Source organism: Dietzia psychralcaliphila, assembly GCF_003096095.1.
GTDB lineage: Bacteria > Actinomycetota > Actinomycetes > Mycobacteriales > Mycobacteriaceae > Dietzia > Dietzia psychralcaliphila.
In genome coordinates this window covers 396,832-422,721 of sequence record NZ_CP015453.1, presented here as the reverse complement: position 1 = coordinate 422,721, position 25,890 = coordinate 396,832, and the positions used below count along the sequence as shown (strand labels likewise).

Genomic DNA, 25,890 nt, shown 5'->3' with positions numbered 1-25,890 from the left:
ACGGACATGGCCGCCTCACGAGTCGGGCAGGTGCCGCTCGAGCTCCTCGCCGAAGCCCATCCGCTCGGCCACCGACTGCAGCTGCTCGTCGGCGTAGAGGTCGGTCTCCGACACGATGATCTCCAGCACCCCGGGCGGCAGCCCCACGTCCTCGAGGATCGCCATGTCCCCCTCGCCCCACGGGTCGGCGTCCTCGAGATCATCGTCCGGCAGGTCCACGTTGAGTTCGTCGAGCACGTCCGCCGCCAGGTCGTAGTCCAGAGAGGCGGTCGCGTCGGAGAGCATGAGTCGCATCCCGGACGGACCGGGACGCAGGATCACGAAGAACTCGTGGTCGACGTCGATCAGTCCGAACGAGGCCCCCTCGGTGCGCAGCGAACGGACCTGACGGGCTGCGTCGTCGAGACTGGTCAACGCGGCGTCGTCCAGGCGGGTGATCTGCCATGAGCCGCCCGCCTGCAACACCCCGAACGCGGAACCGGTGACAGTGTCGTCGTTGCTGTCGCTGTCGCGGGTGCTTCGGTCGGAGGTGCTGGCCATGGGCCCAACCGTAGTCGGCTGTGAGAACCTTGTCAGGTGACGGCGGTGACGGACGTGTGCGTGCTGGGGGCGGGTCTGATCGGCGGTTCGCTGCTGCGGGCGCTGGGTCCGGATCGGGCGTTCGGATGGAACCGCTCGGCCACCGGCGCGGAGGCGGCGTCGGCTGACGGTTTCCACGTCTCCACGGATCTGTCCGACACGCTCCGCCGGGCCGCGCGGGCGGACGCCCTCGTCGTCGTCGGCGTCCCCCTCCCCGCCCTCGGCGCGATCCTCGACGCGGTGGCCGAGCACGCACCCGGGGCGGCCCTGACCGACGTGGTGAGCGTCAAGGGGCCGGTCCTGTCCGCGGTGCGGGAGCGGGGGCTGGGCGCGCGCTTCGTGGGCGGCCACCCCATGGCCGGTACCGCGGACTCCGGCTGGGCGGCCACCGACCCGGAACTCTTCCGTGGTGCGACGTGGCTCGTGGCCGCGGACGACGACGCGGATCCCGCCACCTGGTCCCGTGTGGCCGGGATGGCGGTGGACTGCGGCGCCCGGGTCGTCTCGGCCACCTCCGCCGACCACGACTCTGCCGTGGCGAGGATCTCCCACCTGGGGCACGTGGTGGCCGAGGCACTGGCGTCCGCGGGGGGCCGGGGCGGCGATCTCGCCCTGGCCCTGGCCGCCGGGTCGTTCCGCGATGGCACCCGCGTGGCGGGCACCGCGCCCGACCTCGTGCGGGCGATCTGCGAGCCCAACCGGGACGCACTGCTCACCGTCCTCGACGAATGCCTGGCAGATCTGACGGCCGCCCGGGACTCGCTGGCCGGTGAGGGGACGCTCGGGGCGCTCGTCGACGAGGGGCACCGCGCGCGACGCGCCTACGAGGAGGCGCGGGCGGAGCGCGGCGGCGCACCCGTGTCGGTGACCCCGGGGGCGCCGGGGTGGCTCGGGGAACTCCGCAGGGCGGGGGCAGCGGGGCTGGAGGTCAGACCCTCCGGCTGAGCCCGGTGACGTCGACGATGAACCCGTCGGAGTCGACCGTCGCGCTCGTGGCCGCGGTGGCCGTGATCCCGTGGACCATCTCGTCGTCGCTGGAGAAGGTGACCGAGTCCTCGCTGACGTCGAGCGTCAGGGAGTCCACCGAGAGCACCCGCTGCTCGACCGAACCCGGCTGCGAGTGCAGGCCGAGCCGTCGGCTGATGACGCTGGCGAAGAACACGCTGTACGTCACGTCCACGTCGATTACGCCACCGCCGCCCACGCGGGAGCGGATGTCGGAGGGGTCGTCGAGCAGCCAGGACCCCTCGGCGTCGCGGACCAGGTCGATGGTGCGCTCGTACTCCTCGGTGGAGACGGTGAGCTGCACCCGGTGAGGCGCCAGGTCCGAGCCGATCTCCACCTGGTATTCCAGCGTGAATGCCTGGTGGTCGGGATGTGCGGCGGAGACGATACGGCCGCGGGCACGGGAGGACTCGCCCTTGCGGACGATTCTCACCTGCTCGATCACCCTGCCGGTCTCGGAGATCCACGTGTACATGCGGGGAGCCGAGGCGCGCGGCGCTTCGGCCTGCGGCGAGGGCGACTGAGAAGCGTTCACGCCCCCTACGGTAGGAAAATCTCCACCGAAACGCACATCAATGGCCGACTGCGGTAAGGCTGGGTCACCTCGGACGCAGGTCCAGCCGCGCGCGCCGCCAGGGGTACAGCGTCACGTTCCGCGCCCTTGGCCACTCGCGTCCGCTGCCCACGCGGTCGAGCCGATAGCGTTCCAGCACCTGCCGCAGGATCACCTCGCCCTCCATCATCGCGAAGGAGGCGCCGATGCACCGACGGGCGCCGCCGCCGAAGGGCAACCACGTGGTGGGCGTCGGGACGTCACCGAGGAAGCGCTCCGGGTCGAAGTCCTTCGGCGCCGGGTAGGCGGCGGGCGCCCGGTGGGCCAGGATGATCGACGGCGAGATGGTGGTGCCCCGCGGGTAGGTGCGGCCGCCCACGGTGGCGGGCTCCTGCAGCTCCCGCATCACCAGCGGGACCACGGGGTGCAGCCTGAGTGACTCCTTGAGCACGGCGTCGAGATAGTCCGTCTGCTCGCCCCGGGCGATCTCCGCCGCGCACCGGTCCTGGATGTGTGGGTGCCGGGCCAACTCGAGCATCGACCAGGCCATCGCCGTGGCGGTGGTCTCGTGGCCGGCCGCCAGCAGGGTCATCAGCTGGTCCCGCAGTTCCTCGTCCGTCAAGCCCTGCGCATCGTCCGCGGAGGCGCGGACCAGCAGCGCCAGCAGGTCGCGGCGGTCGGCGAGCGCGGGATCCCGGCGCGCCGAGTCGATCTGCTCGTCCAGGAAGACGTGGATGCTCGCGAGGTCGCGGATCTCCTTGGTCCAGGGCCAGAGACGGCGCAGTGCGGGAATGGCCAGGCCGATCATCATCACGGGGCCGGCGTCGACCGTCCGGGCCACCACGGGACGCATCCGGTCGAGCCGCTCGGAGTCGGTCACACCGAACACCACACGCAGGATCACCTCGAGCGTGAGCTCGTTGAGCAGGACGTGGGCGCGGACCCGGCCGGAACGCGGCCAGCGACTCAGCTGCTCCGCGGTGACCTCCTCGACCAACGTGCGGTACCCGGCGATCTCGCGCCGACCGAACGCGGGCGCCAGGAGGCGGCGGGCCCGGGCGTGCGCATCCCCGTCCTGGAGGAGCAGGGAGTCGTCCCCGAGCAGCGGTCGGAGCAGCTCGTTGCCCTTGCCTGCGTGGAATACCGACGGCGAGCCGGCGAACACGTCCTTGATGTCCGCGGGGTCGGCGACCGCGACCACCGTCCGCCCCTTGGGCATGAGTTCGAGAGTGAACGGCACCCCGTAACGCCTGGCCGCGGCCGGGAAGACGACCGCGGGTGCCGACAATGTGAGCAGAGCCTGCACCAGACCGGGCAGACGTGGGCCGGAGGGAACACCGTTATCCATGGTCACACCGTAGGAGTCGACTGGTGCCGCCGCAGCCGGTCGGGCGAAGAGGCGCCACCCCGCGCCGACACCTCCCCAGCTGCGGGAGGTGTCGGCGCGGCCGGCGGGCGACAAGCGTCAGCGTCCCAGGCCCGCACTGCCGAGGGAGCCGGTGCCGGCGCCGGCGCTCCCGGCGAGGCGCGCCCAGGGGCCGGTGACCGCGAAGGTGATGCCGTCGCCCTGGATCGAGACGAACATCACCGACCCGTCCTCGTTGAACACCGGGCCGGCGAACTCCGAGTTGCTCACGCGGTTGCGGGCGATGGGGTATGCCTGACCTCGGTCGTTGACGCCCACGACGTGCTGGATCCCGGATCCGTCCTCGGAGATCACTACGCCGCCGTGGGGCGAGACCGTGATGTTGTCCGGGCCGTCGAAGCTCCCGCCGTCAGCGAGCTCGACGGACGTGTCCGGGTTCTTCCCGAAGATCGAATACAGCGTGATGGACGCGCCGTCCGGTGCGATGCGCCAGACCTGGCCGTCGTGCTCGGCCGCCGAACCGTCCCCCATCCTGGCGAACGACGCCACGATGTACGCGCCCTCCTTCCACCACGCGCCCTCGAGTTTGCGCGAGCGGGTTCCGCGCTCGCCGTAGGACTGCCTACGGATCGAGGTGGTCTCGGCGAGGCGGTCACGCCCCGGAACCTCGACCCACTCGATCTGGTAGGTCGTTCCGACGGTGGTGGCCACTGACAGGTCCGGGACGTGCGCACCCCCGGAGACGCACCGCATCATCTCGAAGGTCCCGGCCGTGTCGCCGCCCTCCGAGCGGGCGAGCTCGGCGAGCGCACCGGTGCCGGGGCGGAAGCCCGCCGGCGGGGTCCAGCGGTACACGTGGCCATTGGGATTGCCCGCGTCCTCGGTGAGGTAGATGACGCCGGTGGTGGGGTGCACCGCGACGGCCTCGTGGGCGAAACGCCCGAGGAACTTGAGGGGCACCGCGGCCTGGGCCTGGTTGAGCGCCGTGTCCGGCGAGACCTCGAAGACCCAGCCGTGGTCCACCGACGCGGTCTTTCCCGCGAGCGACCTGCCGCCGGCCCGGACCTCGGTCTCCTCGCAGGTGAGCCACGTTCCCCACGGTGTGACGCCGCCCGCGCAGTTGTTCACCGTGCCGGCCACGCCCACGTACTGCGACTTGCGTACGCCCTTGGAGTCGACGGCGATCACCGTGCAGCCCCCGCCCGCCTGGTCGTCGAAGGTGACGCCCTCGGTCACCGGCACGACATGGGGCTCATTGTTACTGATCTCGTGGTTCAGGATGAGGAACCCGCCCCCTGCGCCCACTCCGAGCGAACCGAGGAACCCGGAGGCCTCGAAGTACCCGGCGCCGTCGGGGTCGGACGGGGACTTCGCGCCGCCCTCCATGGTGGTCTCACCGGCGTGGGTGACCACCGAGTAGGTGAAACCCTCGGGCAGATCGAGCAGGCCGTTCGGGTCCAGCACCAGGTCCCCGTAGCCCTCGGTACCGACACCCGTGGCGCTCGCGATGGCACCGGAGCCCGTGAAGGTGCCGGTGAGGTTGCCCGCGACGTACATTCCCGCGCCGGCGGCAGCCGCGCCAACGAGGAACTTACGACGATCGATCTTGATTTCTTCCATGGTTCGGCTATCCTCTTCCCGCAGCCGGCCGTTCCGACGCGCGGGCTCCGACGCGCGGGCTCCGACGCTAGGACCCGGCGGAAACGGCAACGCGCCGTTGAGGTGTCGCGCCAGTGAACGCACGGCGGAGACCCGGTGCGGGCGGCCGAGTACCCGCTACCCGGGTCCGGCCGTCCATCCCCGGCTCGCCGACTGTTCACCGAAGAACAATCGACCAAGCCCTCGACTTGGCCTAGTGTGACCCGCATGGCCCTGCTCCCGGTGGACCTGGACTCGACGCCCGACGACATCGTCTCCCTCCTCGCCGTGGACGCCGCGGTGCGGCAGGCAGTGGGCCTGGAGCACAGCCCACCGTCCACCTCCGCCCTGCACTGGAGCGGGGAGGAGGGCATGTGGATGGCGCTGGTCCGGCCCGGCGAGGGACGCGCACTCCTGGCCGGTTGGCACCACGAGTTCTCGCTCACCGAGGGCAGCGGGCGCGCCGGTGAGGCCGGGACCGATCTCGTCGGGGATGCTCCGGGGTGGTGGCGTCGCGGCGTCGAGCACGCCCGGTCCAAGGGCCTCTACCTGGGCTTCCTGTACGGCTGGGACGGGGCCGGGTGGTGGCGGTTGGACCAGCCGACCGACGACGGTTTCGACCCGGAGATCTACCCGGTGACCACGGCGGCCGTGCGGGACATCATCGACGAGTTGGCCGACGACACCCTGCTCGACGCCCCCGCCGCCGGAGCGGTCGACGCGCTCCTCGCCGCCGGTGCGCAGCTGTCCGCCCGGGATCTGGCGGCTGTCCTCCACTCCCCCGACGGGTGGCCGGAGGTCGACCTCGAGGCGGGCGTCCGAGCCGCACGGGCGTTCGGCTCGCCGGTCCCGGCCTGATCTCGCCGTGGAACCCGCCCGCCCGATCTCTGCCACCATGGTCTGGTGAGAAGACTCGGTTACGTCGCGGCCAAGCGCCTGGCGCTCGAGACGCTCGGATGGACACTCGTCGTTCTGGGCATCGCCGCGCTGTTCCTCCCCGGCCCCGGGCTGCTCACACTCTTCGCGGGCATGGTGGTGCTCTCCCAGCAGTACGAGTGGTTCGAGAAGCGGGTCGACCCCGTCAAGCGTGTGGCCCTCGAGGGCGCGTCCCGCGGGGTGCAGACCTGGCCGAGGATCACCGGGTCGGTCCTCGGGGTGGCGTGGCTCGTCGGACTCGGGATCTACTGGGGCGAACATCCCCCGGCGCCAGGGTGGTGGCCATTCGATCCCGACTGGTGGTTCATCGGCGGCTGGGGCACCGGCGGGAGCCTGATCGCCTCCGGGCTGATCGGCCTGGCCCTAATCGTCTACTCGATCCGGCGCTTCCGGGGGAACCCGTACGACCACGAGGTGGAGACCGAGCGTGAGAGGGAGCGCCACGAGGCCCGCCACCGCGAGAAGGAGGAGCGGCGCCGGTTGAGGCACGGTGTCACCTCGGGCTGAGTGTCCCCTCGGGTTGAGTGTCACCTCGAGCTGAGCGCTGCCCCAGCTGAACGCCACCCCGGCTGAACGTCACGCCAGGGTGAAGGTCTCCGCGCCACCCACAGCGACCATCCGCTCCTCCTCACCCACCCGAACCTTCACGGGGGTCGCGTCGATCACCCCGTCGCGGTGCTGCACCGTGACCCGGTCCCTCATCACCGTCACCGTGAGCGGTGATCGCAGGTAGGTCATGTTGAACGAGACCCCGTCGATCCCGCCGGGCAGGTTGGGGTCGAGTCGCAGCATCCCGCCACTGACCCGCATCCCGGCGTAGAACCGCTGCACCAGATCGACCGTCCCGGACATGACCCCCATGTGGATCCCCTCGCGGGTGGTGCCACCCTGGATGTCGTTGACGTCGCTGGCCAACGCCACCTTGAACCGCTCCCAGGAGGCGTCCGGATCGAACCGGGCCAGGACGCCGGCATGTGTGATGTAGGACAGGGTCGACCCGTGGGAGGTCCGCTGGTCGTAGTACTCGATGGTCCGCTGGGCGGCGTCGGCCGGGAAGTCGTAGCCGAGCCTGGTGACGATGCGCTTGAGTTCGGAGTCGCTGAAGAGGAAGAACAGCATCACCGCGTCGGCCTGCTTGGCGAGCTTGTACCGGTCCGGAGTGTCACCCTCTGCCTTGAGGATCCGGTCCAGCCGCTGGATGTTGCCGTACTCGGCGCGGTAGGCGTCCCAGTCGAGCTCCTCGAGGTCTTCGTATCCCTCGAACTGGCTGATCACCCCGTCGTGGAACGGGACGAACATCTTGCGGCTCATGTCCTTCCACCGGGCGATCTCCTCCTCGCGTAACTCGAGCCGGGCGCGCACCGCGTCGGCGCGGGGAGCGGGCAGGAGATCGAGGAGGCTGGCCGCGATATCGCAGATCCAGGCGACGAAGACGTTGGTGTAGGCGTTGTTCCGCAAGCCCCCCTCGGACGACCCGGGGTATTTCTCGTGGTATTCGTCCGGCCCCATCACGCCGTGGATCTCGTAGCGGTCCCGCTCCGGCGAGTAGTGGGCGATCGACGACCAGAAGCGGGCGATGCCGAGCATCATCTCCGCCCCCCGGTACTCGAGGAACATGGTGTCCTCGGTGAGGGTGACGTATTGCCAGACGTTGTAGAAGATGGCCGCGCTCACGTGGCGCTGGTTGTGGGAGAGGTCCTCGTCCCACCTCCCGGACAGCGGGTTGAGGTGGACCTCCTGGGTCTCCTCGGTGCCCAACGACCCGCTCTGCCACGGGAACATGAAGCCCTCATAGCCGGCGGCGTCGGCCGCCGCCCGCGCCTCCGACACCCGGCGGTAGCGGTACATCAGCAGGCCCCGGGTGACATCCGGGGTGCGGAAGGTGAGGAAGGGGAACACGAACAGTTCGTCCCAGAAGATGTGCCCGCGGTAGGCCTCCCCGTTGATCCCGCGGGCGGGCACCCCGGCGTCCAGGTCCGCGGTGTGGTGGGAGCACGTCTGCAGGATGTGGCAGATGTGGACCCGCAGCAGGTGCTGGGCCTCGTCGTCGCCGAACACCTGCATGTCACACGCCTGCCACAGGCGGTCCCACGACTCACAATGGTGCGCGTAGGCGGCCTCGAAGGGCCGGGAGCGGGCCACCGACCGATAGGCCCGCAAGGTCGTGTCCCCGGTGGCGGGGTCGCGCGAGGTGAACAGTGACACCGACTTCTCGACGGTGACCGGGACCCCGCGCTCGAGGTCCAGGCTCAGCGTCTGTTGGATGTAGTCCGGGGTCCGGAAGTCCGCGCGCGGGACGTCGATCTCCTCCCCGGCCGAGCGGACGAGGGTGCGCGCGGCCAGGCTGACGACGACCTCGGACTGCCGCGTCTTGGACTTGACGGCGATGACCTTCGACTCGGGGAACACCGTGCTCCCCGGTCGCAGGTGGTCGCTCTCGAGCTGGCGGTAGCGTGGCACACCGTCGTTGGTGACCCGCGCGTCGAGCGCGGTGACCACCTCGGCCTCTCCCGACCAGTTGAGCGGAGTGATCGTCCACTCGAGGTAGGCGTGGTGCAAGGAGGCCATGGAGACGAACCGGCGGCTGACCAGATCGGTCTCGCGGCCCTCCTTGTCCCGGAATCGCAGCCGCCTGGTGAGCATGGCCGACCTCAAGTCGAGCTCGTGGTGGTAGTCCAGGACCTCCACGTCCGCGAGCCGGAGCACCTCCGCGCCGCCGATGCGGAGCTTGAGCGGTAGCCAGTTGGGGAGGTTGACCAGGTCCTCGTTGTGCACCGGGACCCCGCCGAGCATCGTGGTCGCGCGGTTGTACAGACCGTGGACATACGTCCCGGGGTAGTGGACCCCGTCCGCGTCCTCCCATTCGGCAGCGCCGCGCGTGCAGAGGTAACCGTTTCCCGTGGAGGTGAGGGTCTCCCGCAGTCCCTCCTCGCCCGGATCGAACCCGGTGTAGGACAGCGTGAAGGCGTCGGACTGCACCGTCGTGGTGGTGTCGCCGGGTCCGGTCTGCGGTGTGGTCACGTGCCGACCCTATCCACTGACCTGCGGTTCCGACTGTCATCACGCGTCCTTGTTTCCGTGATCGTCATCTGACCGAGATTCTTCGGCCACGGCCGTATTGTATGATCTACGTCACAGTCGGGACGGCCCGGGCCGCGCCGCGAGCCCTTCCGTCGACCGCAGCGCCGGAACAGGGGTTCACCATGACCGTTCAGTTCATCGAGATCACGGAGGACGTGGCCGACAGGCTCCAGGTCCTCACCACACCGACGGCCTGCCAGGTCGGCGATGCACGCATGATCATCGTCGATCTGCTCGGCTCCGGCCCGTCGTGGCCACTCTCCGTCCTCGTCGACCAGGTCTGCACCGCGTACGAGGCCCCCGACGGGGAACGCCTCATGGTCGACCTCCGCGACCGCGACGGCATGGCCGGGGACGATCTCCGCGACGAACCGGCGCTCCGGCACGTGACCTGGGTGCGCGCCACGCGCCTCGCACTGCGGGACCTCACCGACTCCCGTGAGGTCGTCTGGAGCCTGCACTCGGACGACCCGGACGAGGTCGACCATCCCGAGGTCGAGGTCCTGATGTCCGGCGCGGAGCCGCGCGCCTTCCGCGTCTATCTCGGGGAGCCGCTCCCCGACGGCTCGGTGTCGCTGCGGTAGTACGGTCCGCGGGTCCCGTCGGTGCCGCGCACATCCGTGCCCATCACGTCCGTGCCGGAACCGTCCGCGCCACCCCGGTAGCGGACGGCCACGGCCAGCATCACCGCGCCCACCGCGATGAAGGACAGCACCCGGAACAGGCCGGGCAGCGTGGCCAGGTCGAGGAACAGCAGCTTGGCCAGCGCGAGTGAGCCCAACACGAAGCCCATCTTGCGGGCCTCCGAGAGACGCGGACTCGGGGTGAGGATCAGCCAGGCCGCGCAACTGATCCACAGCACGGTGACCACCAGATGCGCCACGAGGAACCCGTTGCGGGACGCCCCCGCCAGGTCACCGATCACCACGCCGGCCGCAACCACCATCACCGAGAAGGCCAACAGCGCCACCACGGCGCCCGCCATCACCACTCTGGCGGCCAGGCGCGGCACCCGACGGGAGGCCCACCACGTCGCGGCGATGGCGAGGACAGTGACCGCGAACGCGGCCACCACGTCCCAGTAGGAGAGCTCGCGGACCGCCGCCCCCTCGTCGAGGGCGAGGAACGGCTGGTTGACGAACAGGTACACGGTCAGCGCGATCGCCGCGCCGATGCCGGCCACCCAGTCCATCCAACGGCGGCCCCACAGGCCCGCCGCCACGACGTACCCCGTGGCGCTGAGGGTCAGCGCGAGGCTCGTCATCTCCTGTCCGCCCAACTCCACCCAGGCGGCGAACAGCAGCACACTGCCCACGACCCCCGAGACCGCGGACAGCAGGACCGGTCCCGGTTCCTGGGCACGCCGTCCGGCCAGGACCGCGACCGTCAGGTAGGCGGCGGCCAGGACCAACCCGACCGGCCAACCCGGCCGCAGGAGTGACAGTCCGGAGATGAGGATCAGGGGGACGGCGGTGGGGACGACGACGAGAGCCGCGTTCTCGGGTGCCGGGCGGCGGCGCACGGAGTCTGTCCAGCCGACCCCGACGCCCACCGCGGCAAAGACGAGGGCGGCCACGATGAGGGCGATCTGTTCGCCCCGGTCGTGGAGGTGCGTCTGCGAGAGGTAGCCCGCCAGGACCGGGGCCGGGAACACCGACCACACCACCCTGACCGCGACCCCGAGGTCGGCTCCGAGCACGGCGGTGGCGATCGCCAGGATCACCAGGAAGACCGGCAGCTCCACGCCCGTGGAGATGAACGGAGCCAGGACCATCGTGCCGGCCGAGACCAGACACGCGAGCAGCCCGGAGGACCATCGTTGCGCCAGGGCCATACCCGCGAGCGCCAACCCGCCGACGAACATGTACGCCGCCGGAACGGGTATCCACTGGTAGAGGGTGGTGCAGGCGATCACATCGAGCATCGCCGCAGCCAGGCCGGTGCCGACCAGTGCCAACGCACCGGGGTTGATGGGGCGCTCGGGCGTGGCCTCGTGCCGGGACTGCAACCACAGCCCGAGCCCGACCAGGACGAGCGCCAGCACCGCTGCGGCGACGACCCGCGCGATCGGCGGGAACAACCCGGCCTGGATCGCCACCACCAGCAGGAACGCGATCCCGGCCAGCATCACGGAGCCGCCGATCGCCGCGATCACCGTGGCGGCGGTCAACCGGGGCATCCGGCGGGGGCGGGGCTCTGCAGAGCGCCGCGGCCACCCGGGCTGGGCGGGGTCGGGGCCCGGCTGCGGGCGGGGCCCGTCGACCGGACCGGCAGGGCGGTATCCGCCGTGACCAGGAGCACCGGCGTGTGGGGCTCCCGCGCGCCACACCGGGGCCCGCTCGGGCCCGGGCTGGTGCGGGTGGGCCGGTTGCGGGTGGGCCGGTTGCGGGTACGCCTGCTGCGGCTGCGGCGCCCGGGCAGGTGTCGCCGGGTGGGGCATGCCCGGCGCAGGCTGCGCGGCGTGACCCGGTTGCCCCGGATGCGCCGGTTGCCCGGGCTGCGGTTGCCGACCGAGTGACGCCAGACCGGCCCGGACCTCCGCCATCTCGGCGGCGATTCTCCCGAGCCGGGCATCGAGGTCCGCGAGCGTCCGCTGTATGTGGTCGGGCTGTTCCGGGTTCACCCGTGAATACTCTCCCGCCCGGGCCGCCGCGTCCACAGCCTCCCCGCGAGCCGGACCTGGCCACCGCGCTACGCGGTCGGCCCGCCGCGTTCTACCTGCGCCCGCGCTGAGCCTGTGCCGTGGCCCGGGACCGCAGCACCAGGACCACTCCGACCGCGCTGACGGCCATACCCACCACCGCGAGGAGGGTGATCGGCACACCGAACATCAGCCACACCCAGATCATGGTGGTGGGCGGCGTCAGATAGAGCAGCACGCTGGCGACGGTGGCGCCCCGGGTGCGGGTGACGAACACGTACAGGACGTACCCACAGAGCGTGGACAGGAACACCAACCAGGCCACCGCGACCCAGAACTCGGTGTCCACCGGCACCCTGCCCTGCCCCGTCAGTAGCATCGCCGCCACCAGGGCCCCCGCCGCCACGACGGACTGCATGGTGATCGACTGCAGCAGAGTCTCCTTCGGCCGCAGACGCTGGGTGAGGACCGTGCCCGTGGCGAGGCTGAGCATCCCGCCCACCGGGAACAGGTACGCCCACCACGGGGCGATCCCGGCTCCCAGCCCCCCGGAGACCACCACCACGACGCCCGCCATCCCGAGGAGCATGCCGATCCACATGACCGGCGTGGTCCGTTCGCCGAGGAACCTGCCCGCGACGGTCGCCACGAGCAGGGGTTGCAGCGCCGCGATCAGCGCCGCCGTCCCCCCGTCGACGCCGCGGGCGACCCCCTCGAAGATCATGAAGAGGAACACTGCCTGGCTGAACAGCCCCAACACCGCCTGCCGTGCCCAGGCCCTCCGGTCGGCCAACCGCACCCCCAGCACCAGGCACACCGCCACCAGCAGCGCGCCGAGGATCGAGAACCTCCAGCCCAACAGCTGCAGCGGGGTACCACCGCTCCGGATCCCCAGCTCGGCGCCCACGAAGCCCGAGCTCCACATGATCACCAGTGCCACCGACGCCAGATGGCCGGCGTTGCGGCGGATCGCGTCTCGGGCGGGAGTGGTCATCGTCACAGCCTACGAAGGGGCCGACCTCGTCGTCGTACGGAACGGGCGCCCCACCCCCGTCCCGGCCGCGGGGTGCGGCACCGGGCGAACGAGCGAGCGGGCGGGCAGGCGGGCGCGCACCCCACGGTCATTCCTCCGCGTCCGCGATCACCGTCCACGATGACCGTCCACGATCACCCCTCCGCCTCCTCGATCACCGTCCCGGCTTCGAGGCGAGTATCGGTGGGCCCGGAGACCGTCCGATCGTCGTAGTCGATCTCCAGCGCCTGTACCGAGCCGAAGAGCCCTCCCGGGGACTGCGAGACCTGCCACCCCAGTGCACCGACCCCCTGGGCCGCCGGTGACCCCACCAACGCCGGTTCGACGACGAGCGTCTGCGAGGCGGAATCGAATCGGAACCGCGGAGCGTCCACCGCCTCCTCCAGCGACTGACCCATCAGTCCCCACCGGGTGAGTGTGACGGCGAGGATGCTGAGGATGTTCGCCCCACCCGGGGTGCCGATCCCCAGAACCGGCCGGCCCTCGTCGTCCAGGACCAGGGCCGGGTTGGACCACGTCACCGATCGTCTGCCCGGTTCGGGCTGGTTCCGGGGGGAGTCCACGGTGTCGAACCTGCTGAGTTGATCGTTGAGGAAGAACCCGCCGACCTCGGTTCCCGAACCCCAGAACTGCGTGAGCGTGTTGGTCATCGACACCACCGTGCCGTCCTTGTCGACGACGGTGAGGTGCGTCGTGTTCCCCGGGGTCTCCAGGTTCTCGCCCACCGTGTCACCACCCGCAGTGTCCCCTCCCGCAGTGTCCCCGCCCGCAGTGTCCCCGCCCGCAGTGTCCCCGCCCGCAGTGTCCCCGCCCGCAGTGTCCCCGCCCGCAGTGTCCCCGCCCGCAGTGTCCCCGCCCTGGTCGGCCGGTGCATCTCCGGTCGGCGCCGTGGGCGCGGCGCCGCCGACGAGTTCGGCATTCCTCACCGGGTCGACGAGCTCGTCGACGGGTACGTCGGTGAAGTCCGGGTCGCCCAGCTCCGTGCGGACGGTCTGCTCGGCCAGGACCCAGGCCTCGGAGACGAGGCGGAGATACTCCGTCGACTCCGGGTCCACCCCGGAGATCCCCTGGCTCTCGAGCACCTGCAGCATCTGGATGAGCGCGACACCCGGAAGCGCCGGAGCACCCGAGACCACGCGGTGGTCCCCCACGGGGCCCTGCGGGGGTTCGCTGCGCTGGACCTCGTACCGCTCCAGTGACGCGGGGTCGATCCCCTCGACAGCCGTGAGCTGCCCGGCGACCTCGCCGGTGTAGAAACTCTCCGGCCCCTCGGTCTGGAGCGTCCGGAGCGTGGCACCGAGTTCGGCCTGGACCAGCGGTGCGCCCGCCTGGAGCGGCGCCCCGCCCGGTGAGAACTGCTCGAGACCGGCGATCGCGCCCGCGCCGCCCACGGCGATCCTCCCGATGAGGGTGGCGGTGGCCGGAACACCGCCCTCGGCCATCCGCGCGGCGGGCTCCAGCAGCTCGGCCCACTCGAGGGTGCCGTGCTGGTCATGGAGTTCCGCCATCCCGGCGACGAAACCAGGGATCCCGGTGTTCGACGGCGGGATTACGCCGTCCACGGCGACGACCTCGCGGTAGTCGAATGCCTCCGGAGCCGCGTCCAGGGTGGCGACCAGGGCCGAGCCACCTCCGCCCACGCCCGAGGCGTAGGGCTCCACCACCGAGACAGCGAACGCGGCGGCGATCGCCGCGTCCACCGCCGTTCCGCCGGCGGCGAGCATCTCCACCCCGGCCTCCGCCGCGAGCGGATGCCCGGCGTTCACGCCCTGCTGGTCCAGCACCGCCGGTGGTTCCGGGGAGTCCTCGGCGGTCTGCTCCGGCAGTGCGCTCTCGTTCCCGGGGGTGTTCACCGGATCATCGACGGTCTCAGCGCAGCCGGAGAGTGTCAGCGCCGTAGCGAGCGACGCTCCTACGACTGCCAGGAGTCCCGTGTGAGCGATGGCGCGCATTCGAACCGACCAACTTCCGCCCTCGGCCGTGTCCCCCCGGACACCGCAAACGTTAGACGACGAGGTGGACCGACTCCACCGGGACAGGGCACGTCTCGCAGGGATCAGGATCCGGTGGATCGCGACGGGTCGACGCCCCACGGCCTGAGGCTCCCCACTTCACAGTGCGTAGTAGACATACTGTGTGACGCACACTAACGTGTGAGACATGAGCGACGACGCCGACGCGGTTCTCGGCACCCACCTGCAGGAGCTCCGGCGCGGATCGGTGGTCTTGGCGAGCCTGCTGGCCTGCAGGCGCCCGCGATACGGGTACGCCCTGCTCACCACGCTCGCCGAGGCCGGCATCACCACCGAGGCCAACACGCTCTACCCGCTGCTGCGCCGCCTGGAGGGGCAGGGCCTGCTCACCTCGACCTGGCGCACCGAGGAACCCCGACCCCGCAAGTACTACGAGACCACCGAGCTCGGCGTCCAGACCGCCGATCGACTCCATTCCGAATGGCTGGCCCTGGGCGCCGGCTACACGGATCTACGGAAGGCGGATACGTGATGTCCACACTCACCGAGCGCTACATCGCCGAGGTGATCCGGCGACTGCCGGACGGCCAGAGCGACGACATCTCCTTGGAGATCGCCGCGATCATCGACGATATGGTCGCGGCCGAGCTCCACTCCCCCGGTGACGGGACCGCAGCCCCCGATCCCGACTCGGCCGAACGCGCAGTGCTCGGCCGACTGGGCGACCCCGCAGCACTGGCACGCCGCTACTCGGGCGCGCGCCCCTATCTGATCGGGCCCGAGGCCTACCCGGTCTGGGCACGGGTGCTCCGGTGGCTCCTCCCGATCGTCGGCGTCCTCGCCGCACTCGCCAGCGGAATCATCTACGTCGCGACCGCCCCACAGGCCGAGCTGGGTGGCCTCATCGGCGAGGTCGTCAGCGGGACGCTGTCCGCCCTGTTGTGGGTGTTCGCGGCCTGGACCCTGATCGTGACGATCGTCGAGCGGTCCACACCCGTGGGCGCACGCAGCGCCTTCGCGAAGTCGACCATCTGGGACCCGTCCGAACTCGACCATCCCCGGGTTCGACCGGATACCCGCATCGACGCGATCGTCTCGCTGAATCTCCTCGCACTGTTGGCCGCGGTGCCATTCGTGCCGTCGACGTTCCTCTATATCGGCCACCTCAACGGCGGCGAGCCACTGGTGAATCCCGACATCCCCACCGTCTGGCTCGCGGGCTACCTGCTGCTCATCGGAGCGCTGGCGCTGGTGCAGGTGTGGCGACTTGCTCGCCCGGCCAGCTCCCGGTGGCGGGTGGCCATCGAGGTGGTCACCGACGTCGTGTTCGGCGCCTTCCTCACTGTTCTGGTGCTGAGCCAGGACTCGGTGATCCACCCGGACATCGTCTCGGCGGGTCAGGACGACCTGTCCACCGCGGCGATCCGCTGGAGTGTCATCGCCACCATCTGGGTGATCGTCATCTGGGACCAGACCGAGACACTGCGGGCGCACCGGCGGAACACGGCCACGGCCCTGTGAGACGCGACCCCGTGAGGTGCCGATCCGCGCCCGCGGTGGGACGAACGACGAACGCCCCCGTCCGCGTGGACGAGGGCGTTGCCGATACTGCAATGGTGCGCCCGAAGGGACTCGAACCCCTAACCTCCTGATCCGTAGTCAGGTGCTCTATCCATTGAGCTACGGGCGCATTATTCATCTGTCGTGCCAGTTCAGCCGGTTACCCGGTGCTCCAGCATGGCGGAGGCGAGAGGATTTGAACCTCCGGTCCCCTTTAAGGAGGACAACTCATTAGCAGTGAGTCCCATTCGGCCGCTCTGGCACGCCTCCTGGAGGCTCTGCTGAGCCAACGAGGGATAACAGTACACACCGGTCGGCGCGGTACGCAAAACGCCCGGACACCTCGCCTTCATCCGGTGGTCCTACTCTGTACGCATGTCCCCCGACGTGCGAAGCGACCTCGACGCCATCCCCTCATACGTCCCCGGCGCGACCGTCCCGGGCGCGATCAAACTCGCCTCCAACGAGACCACCGCGGGGCCGTTGCCGAGCGTGGCGGCGGCCATCGCGGACGCTGCGGCCGGAGCGAACCGCTACCCGGACATCACCGCCGGCGCGCTGGTGTCGCGACTGTCGGAGTTCCTCGGCATCCCGGCGCAGAACGTGACCGCGGGCTGCGGCTCTGTGGCCCTGTGTCAACAACTCGTCCAGGCGGTGTGCTCCCCCGGGGACGAGGTGCTCTTCGGCTGGAGATCGTTCGAGGCCTACCCGATCATCTCGCGCATCGCGCACGCGGTCCCGGTCCCGGTCCCGAACCGGGCCGACGGTGCCCTGGACCTCGACGCGATCGCCGAGGCCGTGACCGATCGGACCCGGTTGATCTTCGTCTGCACGCCCAACAACCCGACCGGACCGGCAGTCTCCCGCGCCGAGCTCTCCGCGTTCCTCGACCGGGTTCCCGAGCGGGTCACGGTGGCCCTGGACGAGGCGTACTACGAGTACGTGCGCTCCGATGACCCGGTCGACGGTGTGGCAGAGTCCGTGACCAGGCCCAATGTCGTGGCGCTGCGAACGTTCTCCAAGGCGTACGGCCTGGCGGGCCTCCGCGTGGGCTACCTGACCGGGCCGGTCGACCTGGTGGTTCCCGTGGGCAAGATGGTCGTCCCCTTCTCGGTGAGCTCGCTGGCCCAGGCCGCCGGCATCGCCTGCCTCGAGGCGGGCGACGAGCTCCGCGACCGCACGGACGCCGTGGTCGCCGAACGCACGAGGGTCCGGGACGCGCTGATCGAACTGGGCCATTCCGTGCCGGAGAGTCAGGCCAACTTCGTGTGGCTGCCGCTCGGTGACGCCGCGGCCGCATTCGACTCACACTGCCGCGACCACCTCGTCGTCACCAGGTGTTTCGGCGGCTACGGAGTGAGGGTGACGATCGGCGACACGGTGGAGAACGACCGTCTCCTGGACGCCGCCCGCGGTTTTGTGACCGGAACGTGACTCTTCCGGCGGGCTCCCGTGACCTCACACCGGCACAGTGGGCGGGGTTCGCGTGGGCAGAGTGGAACTCCTGCTCGTGATCCGGCGCGCCGCGACGGATCGGGACCGAAGGAGCCGGATGACACAGCAGGGTTCATGTCACAACGTGAACTCTTCGGCGGTCGATACGTCCGTATGGCCCGGCTCACACTCTTCCGGATTCGACCGCGACCAGGGCTCACCCTCGCTCCGCCGGACCGCGCTCATCACACTGGTGATCGTGGCGATAGGCGCACTGACACTCACGCTCGCACCCACGCCACACGCCGGTGCCAACACCGGCGAGTCGAGCCGGCCGTGGACGCCCGCGGTCGAGACGCAGTCGGTGCGCATCCTGGGCATCGGCGAGTTCTCCGGCGCGCTGTCGCGGCCGGTGGGGTTCCAGGGCGAACTGCGTGACGGCTCGGGGAACGTGCGTCCGGCAGGTGGAGGTGCGCATCTCGCGGCGACGGTGGGCAAGCTGCGCGACCAGGCCGGAGACGCGCTCCTACTGGCCACCGGCGACTCCATCGGTGGGACCGCACCGGAGGCAGCACTGCTCGGCGACCGACCGACCATCGAATTCTTCAACCGCCTCGGCGTGGACGGTGCCGGCGTCGGGAGGCGCGAACTGGAGAAGGGTGCCGACCACACCCGCGCCCTGGTCAGGCCGGGATGCCGGACCGAGCAGGACTGCCGCGTGGACCCGCCCCTGCCGCCGTTCCGCGGCGCGGCCTTCCCGTTCCTCGCCTCCAACGTCATCCCCTCCCCCGACGCCGCGCCCACCTTCCCGTTCGCGATCCACCGGATCGGCGATGTCCGCGTGGGGGTCGTGGCGGTCACGCTCCCCTCCGACAGCGCCCCCGAGACCACGACCCGGTTGGCCGACCCCGTCAGGGCTGTCAACGAGACCGTCGAGTCGCTGAAGTTCCTCGGCGTGGAGGCGATCGTGGGCCTGGTGCAGTCCACCACCGTGCACGGCAACCTCGACCCCGGCGCCTGTCCGGACGAACTCACCCAGCTCGACCTGGTCAAGCGCCTGAACCCTGCCGTCGACGCGTTGATCGTCGGCGCCTCCGGCGGGCCCGCCACCTGCCGGGTGCTGGACGCGGACAACGACGAGCGGGTGGTGGTGGCGCCGGCGTCCCACGGCCGGTCGGTCACGGTCGTCGACCTCGCCGTCGACCCCTCCACCGGCGATGTCATCCGTCCCCAGACCTCGGCGTTCAACCAGACCGTGAACCTCGACATCGCTCCCGACCCGGGAACCGAGGAACTCGTGCGTCAGGCCGGTGCCGCCGCCGCGCCCGAAGCCCGCAAGCCTCTCGGCTCCGCCACCGAGAGCATCTCCCGGGGGATGGACGCCAACGGAGAGTCCCCGCTGGCGAACGTCATCGCCGACTGCCAACTCCACGCCACCCGGGGCCGGGGCGCCCAACTGGCGCTGTCCAACCCGGATTCGCTGCGCACTGACCTGCCTCAGGGCCCCCTGGACTACGCGACCCTGCACACCGTCCAGCCCTACGGCGACCGCCTCTACCTGGTGACCGTGACGGGCCAGGAGCTGCAGGACGCGTTCGACTACTTCGCCGATGACATCGGAAACAACGGCCCGGCGGTCTCGTCGAACGTGAGCTACACCGTGGACACCCGGCGCCCGGCGGGCGAGCGGGTCACCGAGCTCCTCGTCGACGACGAACCGGTCGATCCCGGCCGCGAGTACACCGTCGTGGTGAACGAGTTCCTCTCCTCCCCGGAGTTCAACGGCTCGCCCCTCGCCGAGCGCGGGGAACGCCGCGAGGCCGGCCTCACGGACATCGACGCGCTGCTCCGGTACGTCACCGAGGAGGGCCCTCTGCGTGCCCCGGACCTCGGGCGGGTGCGGGTCGTCAACTGACGGTTCCGACTCGCCGGCACTGAGCGAACGGCCTGCGGGTGCTGCCACTGCGCCCCCGCACGGGCCTGCCCCGGCCAATCAGGGCCACGGCCGCCCACCCCCACCCAACATTGACCACTCCTGTTAACTGGAGCCTCTTCGTATTTTCGCGCCGCGCATTCTAAGATCGATTTCATTACCCGATCCGGAACCCCTTACCGGATCGATGTAGTCGGCCGAGGCGTCCAGCAGAAGCCTGCGAACGGCTCAACCTGATACAAACCTGAGAAAAGGGTGGTCATGCCACAGCGACGACGCTCTTCACGGCCCATGAGAGCCGCGCGGATCGGCCTGGGCCTGACGACCGTCCTGGCGCTCGGCTCCGGATGCGTGACCACCGGCGCGGCGCCGGTCGTGGTCACCGATCTCGGCGCCCCCGCCAGACTCGACGAGGTCACCGTCCAGCGGTTCGAGTACCCGACGCACGACACTCCGGATCCGGAGCAGAACTGGGCGGACCTCTACCTCCCCGCAGGCGAACAGCGGATCGACTCGATCCCCCTGGCTGTCCTCATCCACGGCGGGGCGTGGCAGGACCAGATCGGGGCTGACGCCTTCGATCCACTCGCCCGGAAGCTCGCCAGCCGCGGCATGGCCGTCTACAACATCGAGTACCGGCGGGTGGGTTCGGGCGGCGGATGGCCCACCACCTTCCACGACGTGGCGAACGCACTGGACCACGTGGCCGAGGTGGACAAGAAGTTCCCACAGATCACCACCGACGACGAGTTGGTGGTGGGGCACAGCGCGGGGGCACAGCTCGCCGTCTGGGGCGGTACCCGGCACCTGCTGGAGGACGACGAGGTCGGCGCGAAGCCGGCGTTCCGACCGACGCGGGTGGTCTCGATCGCCGGGCCACTGGACATGGTCTACGCGGCCACCCACGGCGACGACAGGATCGTCACGGCGATGGGCGGCACCCCGGCGGGGGTTCCGGAACGCTACGCGAAGGTGGATCCCATCCAGAACATCGACGCCGACACCCCGGTGGTCGCCATGCACGGTGCCCGCGACGTGACCGTGTCACCAGAGAACTCCCAGCGCTACGTGGATGCGGTCGTCCAGGCCGGAGGGAAGGCCAAGATGATCCTGTTCAACGACGAGGACCACGTCTCCCTCGTGTCAGGGGACTCCCGCGCCTACCCGCGGGTGCTCGAGATCATCCGCCACGTCTCGGCCGCGGACCTGCACGAGACGACAGCCTGACCGACGATCCCGCGAGCGGCGGACCCGGCAGTCAGGCGGTCAGGCGGTCAGGCGGTCAGGCGGTCAAGCCAAGACCGAGTCGAGCCAGCCGAACATCCGCGCGTCGGTGAGTTGCCTCGCCAGTGGCTGACAGTGGAAGTTGGCGCCGTCGGCGGCGGTGAACCGCGCCAGTTCGGTGGGGCCGCTCGCGCCGGCGGCGAGCTGCTCGGACTGGCCGGGCCAGAACTGCTCGTCCTCGGGATCGGTCACGAGCAGGGGGGTGGTGATCCCGGACATCTCGTCGATTGTCAGCGTGTAGCGGTGGACCTCGGCGAGGGTGTCGAAGTACCCGGTCTCGCCGTACGGGCGGGCACGGAACGCCCACGTCCGCGCTGTCGAGGACGAGAACTTCATCCCCAGGGACATGTCGCGGTCGAACGCCTCCTTCTTGCCCGCCCGGAACAACGACATCAGGCTGGAGGGGATGTGCGCGTTCCACGACGCCGCCACGTCCACGACCCCGGGGTCCGCGACCGCGGCGGCGAAGCGGTGTTCGTACGCCAGGGCCCGCGGCACCCAGTAGCCGCCCTGACTGAGGCCGTAGACGGCCAGTCTCGCGGGGTCGACGTCGGAGCGGCCCAGGAGGAGGTCGACGACGGGGGCGAGGACCGACTCCCAGTCCGGGCGGAAGCCGATCCCGCGCTCGAACAGCATGGACTGCTGCCCCGGTCCGTCGAACAGCAGCACGTTGTACCCACGCGCGAGCGCACCGGCCGCGCCGTTGTGCCAGAGCCCGCTGGTCGCTCCGTCACTGCCGTTGACCATCACCAGGGTCCGACGGGGCTCCGGATCGGTGGACGGCCGGAGGAACCACCCGGGCATCGTGCCCTGCTCCCAGGGGATCGACACCCGCTCGATGATCTGGTCGGTGGTGTCGACGAAGCCCTCCCAGCTCGATCGTTGCAGGCGGAAGGTGGACGTCAGCTGGTCCTCGGACTGCAGGCCGCTCGCCGCGTTCACCGCCACCGCGAGGTAGGTGGCCGCGCGCAGGTAGGCCGTCGAGGCGGTCACCGTCCGCCCTGCCGCCGCCTCCTGCTCCGCCGCGGCGCGGACCCTGCTCCCGAGGTCGTGCCAGGCCCGGAACCAGTGTTCGTGATCGCCGTCGCCGACGCCGTCCACGGTCGCCAGTACCTCGCCGGCCTCGGCGGCGCCGTAGGCGACGGCGCCGAGAAGACACCGCACCTCGTAGTCGAAGTCGGGATCCTTGTAGAAACCCTTGCTCAGTGCGCGGTGTGGCCGCGCCGAGAAGAAGGTCGACATGGTCACGTCCCCTGGCAGTTGGAGGTGGGGGCGACCCCGGCGAACCGGTCGGCGAGGAACTGGGCTGTCTGCGCCTGGAAGGGCACGAAGGCCTCGGAGTGACTGAGACGGTCGTACTGCGCGTAGGTGACGGCGACCCCGCGGGTGCAGTACTCGTACGCCAGGCCGGCCACGTCCGCGGTCACCATGACCGAGTCGCCGATCCCGTCGACGTTGCCCACGGCGAGCAGCATCGGAACCCGTGGCGTGCCCGTCGTGCCCATCACGTTGTCCCCGATCGCGCTCACCACCGCCGGGATGTCCAGCAGGGACGTGTACGGGGCGCGGACCATCTGGGCGTCGGTGAGTCCGGGGTAGTCGGCGGCGAAGGCGTTGATGCACTGCGAGCTGACGGTGTCGACGAGCTGTCGGCCGTAGTCGGACAGGAAACTGCCGGTGTCGATTCCATATGCGCGCTGATAGGACACGACGAGTGCGGGGATGACCCCGGCCCATGTGGCGCTCCCGCTCACATACGGGAGGTTGTGTGCGACGTTCACGGGGAGCCCTCCGGCGGCCGCGCCGACGATGTTGAGCTCCGGCGCGTACGTCGGCGCCATCTCGGCACCCCACTGGGTGGGCACGGACCCACCGGAGTATCCGGCCAGCCCGACCGGGGTCGAGGCGGGCAGACCGAGGTGGTCGATGGTCGCGCGGACGCCGTCGAGTGCGGCGTAGGCGGACTGTCGCCCGATCGTCCACTCCAGGTCGGGGCCCTCGTAGTCGGGGACCACGACGGTGAATCCCGCTGCGAGGTACCCGGCGATGACGCCCTGTTCGGCTATCCCCGCCTGGCCGGGCGTGCCGTTGCCGGTCAGGGTGTAAGAGGGGTCGCATTGGGAGCCCAGGGCGTCGTAGGCCATGTGGTACGAGATCACCCTCGGCGGCCCCGGGACCAGGGGCCTGAGGATCGTCGCGACCGTGGCGCTCGGGGCGCCCGCCTGGTCGGTCGTCCGGTAGAGCACCTGGGTGCTGGCGAGCGGGGTGGCGCGTTCGAGCGAGCCGTAGGTCATCGATCTGCTGTCGATCACCGTCCCCGGCGCGAGATCGGTGATCGGCCCGTCGGGGGTGTAGAACGGGTCGGCGGACGGGAGGGGCACGGGTGGCGGGGCGGCGGACTGCGCCGCGGCCGATCCCGCCCCCAGGCCAACGCTCGTACCTAAGAGGACCACGGCGGCGAGAGCGGATGCGACGCCCCGGCGCAGGGCCCTCGCAGTGGAACTGGTCCCGGCCATGGCGGCCCCCCGGTATCTCGTCACGCTCAACGGATGGTGCGGTGGGGGCCAGGGCGCCGATCGACAGCGGCAGGTGGAACCGCACGCTCACCATGATGATGTCGCCGATCATCGCAGTCGGGAAGCCATTTGTAAACAGTTCATTATCCACAGTGTCCCGGTTGTCGCAGGTGGTTCCGATCGCCGCAGGAACCGGCGTCACCAGAGCCGGGGCCCGCACTCAGCGGTCGAGCTCGTCGAGGAGATCGACCGCTGCCCGCGCGAAGTCGCCGATCCACCGGTCATGGATGCGCTTGATCGGGAGCGGCGCGAGCGTCAGGTGGCGCTCGCGGCCGATCCTGCGCCCCGTCACCAGGTCGGCCCGCTCGAGCACGCGCAGATGCTGCAGCACGGTGGTGCGGTCGCTCTCGGGGAACAGGGCGCAGAGCTCGCCGGTGGTGCGCGGCGAGTCCTTGAGTGCGTCCAACATGCGCCGCCGGATCGGAGCGGCGAGCGCCTTGAACACGGCGTCATCATCGCCCGGACCCTTGCGCTCACCGGCAGACATGTTGTAAATATACAACATGACCGAGGAGCTGAAAGACCTGTCCTTCACCGTGTCGGGACGTGTGGGGCGACCCGTCGACGACGTCTACGAGGCTGTGGCCGATCCCGCGCAGTTGTCCCGCTACTTCACGACCGGAGGCGCACGTGGCCGGCTCGAACCGGGCACCCAGGTGTCGTGGGACTTCGCCGACTTCCCCGGACGCTTCCCCGTGACGGTGGTCGAGGCGGACCCGCCCCGACGCCTGGTCATCAGATGGGAGGGAGTCGACTCCTCCGAACCGGACACCACCACGGTCTTCGAGTTCGAGCCGATCGACGACGGGGCGCGCACCCTGGTCACCATCACCGAGCGGTCGTGGCGACTGACGCCCGGCGGTGCGGAGAACGCGTTCGGCAACTGCGCGGGGTGGACGGGGATGCTCGCCGCGCTCAAGGCGTGGGTCGAACACGGCATCAACCTGCGGGAGGGCTTCTACGCCTGAGCCCTCACGGGGCGGAAGTGGAGGGATTTGAACCCCCGGTGCTGTTGAGGCACGCTCGCTTTCAAGGCGAGTGCATTCGGCCGCTCTGCCACACTTCCTCGTCGTCCGCCACGACACGCTCGGCCGCGTGGTTCCACGTGGAACACGCGCTGACGACGTTGCTCATCGTAGTGGACCCCTCCCGCTCGCACCCAGCCCGGCTGCCGACGAGGGACATCGCGGCTACGGTCGAGGGCATGAAGGCCATCGAATACCGCAACGGTCCCGATTCCCTGCGGCTGACCGAGGTCGACGATCCGATTCCCGGTCCCGGCGAGGTCCTCGTCGACATCGCGGCCACGGCCGTCAACCGCGCCGACCTCCTGCAGTCGAAGGGTCACTACCCGCCGCCGCCCGGCGCGTCGGAGATCCTCGGCCTCGAGTGTTCCGGTCGGATCTCGGCCGTGGGCAAGGGAGTCGAGGGACTGGCAGTAGGCGACGAGGTGTGCGCCCTCCTGGCCGGCGGCGGGTACGCCGAGAAGGTCGCCGTGCCGGCCGGGCAGGTGATGCCGGTGCCGACGGGCGTGTCATTGCACGAGGCGGCGACGCTGCCCGAGGTGGCGTGCACGGTGTGGTCCAACCTTGTCATGACGGGCGGACTCGGCCGCGGCGTCCTGACCGCGCACGCCCGGTGGGGAGACACCGAACTCGGCGCGCCGCGCGTGCTGATCCACGGCGGGGCCGGCGGGATCGGCTCCCACGCCATCCAGGTCTGCCGTGCGCTCGGCGCCCGCGTGGCCACCACCGCCGGCGGTCCGGAGAAAACGCAGAAGTGTCGTGACCTCGGGGCCGACCTGGTGATCGACTACCGCGACGAGGACTTCCCCGACCGGGTCAGGGAGTGGACCGACGACGACGAGCGAGGCCGTGGCGTCGACCTGATCCTCGACGTGATGGGCGCGAAGTACCTCGAGCCCAATATCGCCTCACTCGCCCCGGACGGCCGACTGATCGTGATCGGCATGCAGGGCGGGATGAAGGGTGAGCTGAACCTGGGCGCCCTACTCCCGCGTCGCGCCGGAGTGCTGGCCACCAACCTCCGGGCCCGCCCCGTGGACGGCCCCGGCGGCAAGACCGGCATCTGCCGGGAGGTGGTGGACCACGTCTGGCCGATGATCGCGGCGGGGGACGTGACCACCCGCGTCTCGCGTGAGATCCCACTGGAGCGGGCCGCGGAGGCGCTGGCCCTGCTCGAGTCGGGCGAGAGCCACGGCAAGATCCTGCTGACCGTCGAGTGACCGAGGAGGAACTGACGATGGCCACCCTCGAGGACGCCGACGACCCCGGTACC

The 25,890-nt window shown here is 70.4% G+C and carries 23 protein-coding genes and 3 tRNA genes; 12 read left to right on the top strand and 14 right to left on the bottom strand.

The features are described from left to right. Positions 1 to 15: 15 nt before the first annotated feature. Positions 16 to 540 (bottom strand): tRNA adenosine deaminase-associated protein, encoded by a 525-nt coding sequence (locus tag A6048_RS01805; protein WP_211310056.1) that lies wholly within the window; start codon positions 538 to 540, stop codon positions 16 to 18. 36 nt (positions 541 to 576) lie between these two features. Here A6048_RS01805 and A6048_RS01800 point away from each other — a divergent pair, with 36 nt between their 5' ends. Next, positions 577 to 1,524 (top strand): prephenate dehydrogenase, encoded by a 948-nt coding sequence (locus A6048_RS01800; protein WP_162845708.1) that lies wholly within the window; start codon positions 577 to 579, stop codon positions 1,522 to 1,524. On the opposite strand, the gene A6048_RS01795 is transcribed toward A6048_RS01800, so the two are convergent. The 3 genes from A6048_RS01795 to A6048_RS01785 form a co-directional block, all read right to left on the bottom strand. Beyond that, positions 1,508 to 2,119: a putative glycolipid-binding domain-containing protein gene (locus A6048_RS01795; RefSeq protein WP_235027616.1), complete on the bottom strand. Its 612-nt coding sequence runs from the start codon at positions 2,117 to 2,119 to the stop codon at positions 1,508 to 1,510. The genes A6048_RS01800 and A6048_RS01795 overlap by 17 nt on opposite strands. A gap of 64 nt (positions 2,120 to 2,183) precedes the next feature. Then, on the bottom strand, positions 2,184 to 3,485 hold the full coding sequence (locus tag A6048_RS01790; protein WP_107748096.1) for a cytochrome P450: 1,302 nt from the start codon (positions 3,483 to 3,485) through the stop codon (positions 2,184 to 2,186). Positions 3,486 to 3,602: 117 nt separating this feature from the next. After that, positions 3,603 to 5,123, bottom strand: a complete 1,521-nt coding sequence (locus tag A6048_RS01785) for an alkaline phosphatase PhoX (protein ID WP_107747967.1) — start codon at positions 5,121 to 5,123, stop codon at positions 3,603 to 3,605. 246 nt (positions 5,124 to 5,369) lie between these two features. On the opposite strand from A6048_RS01785, the gene A6048_RS01780 reads away from it, so the two are divergent. Together A6048_RS01780 and A6048_RS01775 are read left to right on the top strand one after the other, a co-directional pair. Further along, positions 5,370 to 5,999 carry a hypothetical protein gene (locus tag A6048_RS01780; RefSeq protein ID WP_107747966.1) on the top strand — a complete coding sequence of 210 codons (630 nt, stop codon included), beginning with the start codon at positions 5,370 to 5,372 and terminating at the stop codon, positions 5,997 to 5,999. Positions 6,000 to 6,044: 45 nt separating this feature from the next. Continuing rightward, a complete protein-coding gene (locus A6048_RS01775) occupies positions 6,045 to 6,584 on the top strand; it encodes a PGPGW domain-containing protein (protein ID WP_107747965.1) in 540 nt (179 codons plus the stop codon). 69 nt (positions 6,585 to 6,653) lie between these two features. Here the strand turns inward: A6048_RS01775 and A6048_RS01770 are convergent, their stop codons facing one another. Next, positions 6,654 to 9,098, bottom strand: coding sequence for a glycoside hydrolase family 65 protein (locus A6048_RS01770; protein ID WP_107747964.1), 2,445 nt, complete (start codon positions 9,096 to 9,098; stop codon positions 6,654 to 6,656). 182 nt (positions 9,099 to 9,280) lie between these two features. On the opposite strand from A6048_RS01770, the gene A6048_RS01765 reads away from it, so the two are divergent. Continuing rightward, positions 9,281 to 9,742 carry a hypothetical protein gene (locus A6048_RS01765; protein WP_235027285.1) on the top strand — a complete coding sequence of 154 codons (462 nt, stop codon included), beginning with the start codon at positions 9,281 to 9,283 and terminating at the stop codon, positions 9,740 to 9,742. Here the strand turns inward: A6048_RS01765 and A6048_RS01760 are convergent. Further along, positions 9,697 to 11,328: a DUF2339 domain-containing protein gene (locus tag A6048_RS01760; protein WP_159110175.1), complete on the bottom strand. Its 1,632-nt coding sequence runs from the start codon at positions 11,326 to 11,328 to the stop codon at positions 9,697 to 9,699. The two genes, A6048_RS01765 and A6048_RS01760, sit on opposite strands and share 46 nt — an antisense overlap. A gap of 117 nt (positions 11,329 to 11,445) precedes the next feature. On the opposite strand from A6048_RS01760, the gene A6048_RS18165 reads away from it, so the two are divergent. After that, positions 11,446 to 11,676, top strand: a complete 231-nt coding sequence (locus A6048_RS18165) for a hypothetical protein (RefSeq protein ID WP_162533919.1) — start codon at positions 11,446 to 11,448, stop codon at positions 11,674 to 11,676. A gap of 196 nt (positions 11,677 to 11,872) precedes the next feature. On the opposite strand, the gene A6048_RS01755 is transcribed toward A6048_RS18165, so the two are convergent. Together A6048_RS01755 and A6048_RS01750 are read right to left on the bottom strand one after the other, a co-directional pair. Next, the gene (locus A6048_RS01755; RefSeq protein WP_107748095.1) at positions 11,873 to 12,793 is read right to left on the bottom strand and encodes a DMT family transporter; all 921 of its coding nucleotides are present in this window, start codon (positions 12,791 to 12,793) and stop codon (positions 11,873 to 11,875) included. Positions 12,794 to 12,966: 173 nt separating this feature from the next. Continuing rightward, positions 12,967 to 14,685 carry a gamma-glutamyltransferase gene (locus A6048_RS01750; protein WP_162533918.1) on the bottom strand — a complete coding sequence of 573 codons (1,719 nt, stop codon included), beginning with the start codon at positions 14,683 to 14,685 and terminating at the stop codon, positions 12,967 to 12,969. Between the two features lie 307 nt (positions 14,686 to 14,992). Here A6048_RS01750 and A6048_RS01745 point away from each other — a divergent pair, with 307 nt between their 5' ends. Both A6048_RS01745 and A6048_RS01740 read left to right on the top strand, forming a co-directional pair. Then, positions 14,993 to 15,337, top strand: a complete 345-nt coding sequence (locus A6048_RS01745; protein ID WP_107747961.1) for a PadR family transcriptional regulator — start codon at positions 14,993 to 14,995, stop codon at positions 15,335 to 15,337. Further along, entirely contained in the window at positions 15,337 to 16,326 is a 990-nt protein-coding gene (locus tag A6048_RS01740) for a hypothetical protein (protein WP_107747960.1), read from the top strand. The genes A6048_RS01745 and A6048_RS01740 overlap by 1 nt, the downstream gene beginning before the upstream one ends. A gap of 93 nt (positions 16,327 to 16,419) precedes the next feature. Here A6048_RS01740 and A6048_RS01735 read toward each other — a convergent pair. Both A6048_RS01735 and A6048_RS01730 read right to left on the bottom strand, forming a co-directional pair. Continuing rightward, a tRNA-Arg gene (locus A6048_RS01735) sits at positions 16,420 to 16,495 on the bottom strand. Between the two features lie 48 nt (positions 16,496 to 16,543). After that, a tRNA-Ser gene (locus A6048_RS01730) sits at positions 16,544 to 16,635 on the bottom strand. Between the two features lie 105 nt (positions 16,636 to 16,740). Here A6048_RS01730 and A6048_RS01725 point away from each other — a divergent pair. The 3 genes from A6048_RS01725 to A6048_RS01715 all read left to right on the top strand — a co-directional run bounded on the left by A6048_RS01725 (position 16,741) and on the right by A6048_RS01715 (position 20,959). Then, positions 16,741 to 17,799 carry a pyridoxal phosphate-dependent aminotransferase gene (locus tag A6048_RS01725; RefSeq protein ID WP_107747959.1) on the top strand — a complete coding sequence of 353 codons (1,059 nt, stop codon included), beginning with the start codon at positions 16,741 to 16,743 and terminating at the stop codon, positions 17,797 to 17,799. 259 nt (positions 17,800 to 18,058) lie between these two features. Beyond that, complete coding sequence (locus A6048_RS01720; protein WP_235027382.1) at positions 18,059 to 19,714, top strand: bifunctional metallophosphatase/5'-nucleotidase; 1,656 nt, start codon at positions 18,059 to 18,061, stop codon at positions 19,712 to 19,714. 309 nt (positions 19,715 to 20,023) lie between these two features. After that, positions 20,024 to 20,959 carry an alpha/beta hydrolase family protein gene (locus tag A6048_RS01715; protein ID WP_107747957.1) on the top strand — a complete coding sequence of 312 codons (936 nt, stop codon included), beginning with the start codon at positions 20,024 to 20,026 and terminating at the stop codon, positions 20,957 to 20,959. A 63-nt stretch (positions 20,960 to 21,022) separates the two neighbouring features. Here A6048_RS01715 and A6048_RS01710 read toward each other — a convergent pair whose 3' ends face one another. The 3 genes from A6048_RS01710 to A6048_RS01700 all read right to left on the bottom strand — a co-directional run bounded on the left by A6048_RS01710 (position 21,023) and on the right by A6048_RS01700 (position 24,079). Beyond that, positions 21,023 to 22,258, bottom strand: coding sequence for an alpha/beta hydrolase family protein (locus tag A6048_RS01710; protein WP_107747956.1), 1,236 nt, complete (start codon positions 22,256 to 22,258; stop codon positions 21,023 to 21,025). Between the two features lie 2 nt (positions 22,259 to 22,260). Then, positions 22,261 to 23,532, bottom strand: coding sequence for a lipase family protein (locus tag A6048_RS01705; protein ID WP_200837321.1), 1,272 nt, complete (start codon positions 23,530 to 23,532; stop codon positions 22,261 to 22,263). 220 nt (positions 23,533 to 23,752) lie between these two features. Next, the gene (locus tag A6048_RS01700; protein WP_235027383.1) at positions 23,753 to 24,079 is read right to left on the bottom strand and encodes an ArsR/SmtB family transcription factor; all 327 of its coding nucleotides are present in this window, start codon (positions 24,077 to 24,079) and stop codon (positions 23,753 to 23,755) included. 16 nt (positions 24,080 to 24,095) lie between these two features. On the opposite strand from A6048_RS01700, the gene A6048_RS01695 reads away from it, so the two are divergent. Next, positions 24,096 to 24,560 (top strand): SRPBCC domain-containing protein, encoded by a 465-nt coding sequence (locus A6048_RS01695; RefSeq protein WP_107747954.1) that lies wholly within the window; start codon positions 24,096 to 24,098, stop codon positions 24,558 to 24,560. Between the two features lie 12 nt (positions 24,561 to 24,572). Here the strand turns inward: A6048_RS01695 and A6048_RS01690 are convergent. Beyond that, positions 24,573 to 24,658 (bottom strand) — tRNA-Ser (locus A6048_RS01690). 138 nt (positions 24,659 to 24,796) lie between these two features. Between A6048_RS01690 and A6048_RS01680 the strand changes: the two genes are divergently transcribed. Continuing rightward, positions 24,797 to 25,837, top strand: coding sequence for an NAD(P)H-quinone oxidoreductase (locus tag A6048_RS01680; RefSeq protein ID WP_107747952.1), 1,041 nt, complete (start codon positions 24,797 to 24,799; stop codon positions 25,835 to 25,837). Positions 25,838 to 25,890 lie beyond the last annotated feature (53 nt).

Excerpts from the sequence above, each read along its gene's own strand:
- A6048_RS01700 (WP_235027383.1), bottom strand. The coding sequence starts at position 24,079 with ATGTCTGCCGGTGAGCGCAAGGGTCCGGGCGATGATGACGCCGTGTTC.
- A6048_RS01680 (WP_107747952.1), top strand. The coding sequence starts at position 24,797 with ATGAAGGCCATCGAATACCGCAACGGTCCCGATTCCCTGCGGCTGACC.
- A6048_RS01765 (WP_235027285.1), top strand. The coding sequence starts at position 9,281 with ATGACCGTTCAGTTCATCGAGATCACGGAGGACGTGGCCGACAGGCTC.
- A6048_RS01780 (WP_107747966.1), top strand. The coding sequence starts at position 5,370 with ATGGCCCTGCTCCCGGTGGACCTGGACTCGACGCCCGACGACATCGTC.
- A6048_RS01715 (WP_107747957.1), top strand. The coding sequence starts at position 20,024 with ATGAGAGCCGCGCGGATCGGCCTGGGCCTGACGACCGTCCTGGCGCTC.
- A6048_RS01755 (WP_107748095.1), bottom strand. The coding sequence starts at position 12,793 with ATGACCACTCCCGCCCGAGACGCGATCCGCCGCAACGCCGGCCATCTG.
- A6048_RS01790 (WP_107748096.1), bottom strand. The coding sequence starts at position 3,485 with ATGGATAACGGTGTTCCCTCCGGCCCACGTCTGCCCGGTCTGGTGCAG.
- A6048_RS01705 (WP_200837321.1), bottom strand. The coding sequence starts at position 23,532 with ATGGCCGGGACCAGTTCCACTGCGAGGGCCCTGCGCCGGGGCGTCGCA.
- A6048_RS01740 (WP_107747960.1), top strand. The coding sequence starts at position 15,337 with ATGTCCACACTCACCGAGCGCTACATCGCCGAGGTGATCCGGCGACTG.
- A6048_RS01785 (WP_107747967.1), bottom strand. The coding sequence starts at position 5,123 with ATGGAAGAAATCAAGATCGATCGTCGTAAGTTCCTCGTTGGCGCGGCT.
- A6048_RS01710 (WP_107747956.1), bottom strand. The coding sequence starts at position 22,258 with ATGTCGACCTTCTTCTCGGCGCGGCCACACCGCGCACTGAGCAAGGGT.
- A6048_RS01745 (WP_107747961.1), top strand. The coding sequence starts at position 14,993 with ATGAGCGACGACGCCGACGCGGTTCTCGGCACCCACCTGCAGGAGCTC.
- A6048_RS01725 (WP_107747959.1), top strand. The coding sequence starts at position 16,741 with ATGTCCCCCGACGTGCGAAGCGACCTCGACGCCATCCCCTCATACGTC.
- A6048_RS01695 (WP_107747954.1), top strand. The coding sequence starts at position 24,096 with ATGACCGAGGAGCTGAAAGACCTGTCCTTCACCGTGTCGGGACGTGTG.
- A6048_RS01805 (WP_211310056.1), bottom strand. The coding sequence starts at position 540 with ATGGCCAGCACCTCCGACCGAAGCACCCGCGACAGCGACAGCAACGAC.